Annotated in this window: 3 protein-coding genes and 1 pseudogene; 1 reads left to right on the top strand and 3 read right to left on the bottom strand. The window is 67.1% G+C overall.

Annotation, left to right across the window (positions count from 1 at the left end):
- The coding region (locus tag QZX79_RS16640) for an HAD-IA family hydrolase (RefSeq protein ID WP_294570030.1) at positions 1-346 on the top strand (346 nt) is incomplete at its 5' end.
- 108 nt (positions 347-454) lie between these two features.
- On the opposite strand, the gene QZX79_RS18630 is transcribed toward QZX79_RS16640, so the two are convergent.
- The 3 genes and pseudogenes from QZX79_RS18630 to QZX79_RS16630 form a co-directional block, all read right to left on the bottom strand.
- Positions 455-685 carry a transposase gene (locus tag QZX79_RS18630; protein WP_366485092.1) on the bottom strand — a complete coding sequence of 77 codons (231 nt, stop codon included), beginning with the start codon at positions 683-685 and terminating at the stop codon, positions 455-457.
- Positions 686-747: 62 nt separating this feature from the next.
- Positions 748-1,521: a creatininase gene (locus QZX79_RS16635; RefSeq protein ID WP_294570028.1), complete on the bottom strand. Its 774-nt coding sequence runs from the start codon at positions 1,519-1,521 to the stop codon at positions 748-750.
- 28 nt (positions 1,522-1,549) lie between these two features.
- Positions 1,550-1,889: pseudogene (locus QZX79_RS16630) on the bottom strand (hypothetical protein); the annotation flags it as partial.

The raw sequence follows: 1,889 nt of genomic DNA, 5'->3' as shown, positions 1-1,889 counted from the left end.
CGCGACCTTATCGAACGGCAACGTACGGCTTCTGGTCGACATGGCCAAGAACGCCGGCCTGCCCTGGGACCTCATCTTCTCGGCTGAGCTCGCCCACGCCTACAAGCCCGACCCCAGAGTCTACCGGATGGTTCTCGAACTCCTTATGCTGGAGTCCAACCAGGTGATGATGGTCGCGGCCCACCAAAACGACCTGCACGCCGCGCGGCAGCTCGGCTTCAAGACGGCCTTCATCATGCGCCCCCTGGAGCACGGGCCGCACGCCGTCCCGGACCTCACCGCCGATCCCTCCTTCGACGTGGTCGCCACCGACCTCGTCGACCTGGCACGCCGGCTCGGGGTCTAGGGCTTCTGTCATAGCGGTTGGTCCATCGGACGGTAGCCGCAGTGGCCGAAGAACTCCCGGGAGCCCTGGACTGTGTAACTGCGTCCAGCGCCCGCCGTATCGCCTCGATCAGCGCCTCGCGGGTGCGGGCCTCGGTCTTCCGCAATAGCCCCTTGACCTGGCTGAACGCCTGCTCGATGGGTTAAGGTCCGGTGAGTAGGGCGGCAGGCAGTACACCTCGCAGCCCCTCGCCTCGACGATCTCCCTCACCCGGCCTCCCTTGTGCGCCGAGAGGTTGTCCATCACCACGACCCGCCCAGCCGAAAGCGTCGGCGCTAGGACGCTCTCGAGGTACGGCACGCTGCGGAAGCCAGGCAGGCGACCGCCACCGGTGGGACGTTCGCTGTGCTTTTCCTTCGGCTTCAGGCTTGTACGAGATCCTTGGATATCGCCGCGCGCATCTGGACCACGATCTCGTCCCAGGCGATCCTACCCTTGTCGGCACTCGCTTGCGTGGCCTTCCAAAGCGTTCCGGAGGCGGGCACGAAGTCTTCGGGTACCGGGACTACGTCGTACCAGGGGTGTCGTTTCGCCGCGTCGTCCACTGCGCGGTCGAAGAGGACAAGTTCCGGCTTGAGGTGCAACATGAGCGAGGTCTCCATTATCGAGGCGTGTTCGACGTCCCAGCCGGGAAACCCTTCCGGGAAGAGGAGATCCATCGTCCCCGGGGAGAGGTCCTGGAAAGCGAGCTCGGCGACGAGGATGCGCGCCGGCGAGTCGCGGTGGTGCTCGAGCGTGAGGTAGGCGGACTCGTAGACGAAGTTCTGGTTCTCCATGTGCCAGTTCAAGACGACGATCCGCTCGAAGCCCTGGCGCACCAGCTCGCGCAGGACGTCTTCGACCAGCGCCATCAAGGTGCTCGCCCGCAGCGAGGTCGTGCCGGCGAACCCCTGACCACCGCCGCTCAAGGGGCGTGACCGGTAACCGTAGGCGACGGCCGGGGCCACGAGCAGGTCGAGCGGTTCGGCGACTGCGAGCGCCAGCTCCGTCGCCAGGATGGCGTCGGTCGCCAGGGGCAGGTGGTAGCCGTGCTGCTCCGTCGACCCGACGGGGAGTACTACGCCCGCGCCCCGTCCCGCGGCATCCGCCACCTCCGGCCAGGTCATCTCGGCGAACAGCCGGGTCCTCTGTGCCACGGGTCTCTCCTCCATTGGCGCTCCTCCGTTAGTAGGGGTGGTCTCGCAGCCAGTCGACGTAGTTATGGATGCCGCCCTCCACCGTCCACCGGGGCGTATAGCCGAGGTCGCGCTCGGCGGCCGAGATGTCGTACGGTCCCTGCCGGTCGAGGTGCAGGTGTCCGGGGCCGATCTCTATGTCTGCCTGCGGTATGGCCTCGCGGACGATGTCCGCGGCTTGCGCGAGCGTGATCTGGTCGCCGCCGGTGACGTTGTAGACGCGCTGGCCCGGGTCTGCGACGTCGGCCGCCAGGACCGCCGCGCTCACGACGTCCTCCACCCGGACGAACTGGAAGCGGTGATCCCCTCCCTTCTCCAGCCGGTACGGA

This window comes from uncultured Arthrobacter sp. (assembly GCF_902805515.1).
Classification (GTDB): Bacteria; Actinomycetota; Actinomycetes; order Actinomycetales; family Micrococcaceae; genus Arthrobacter_D.
The sequence above is the reverse complement of the archived record's forward strand: the minus strand, read 5'-3'. Positions and strand labels throughout refer to the sequence as shown.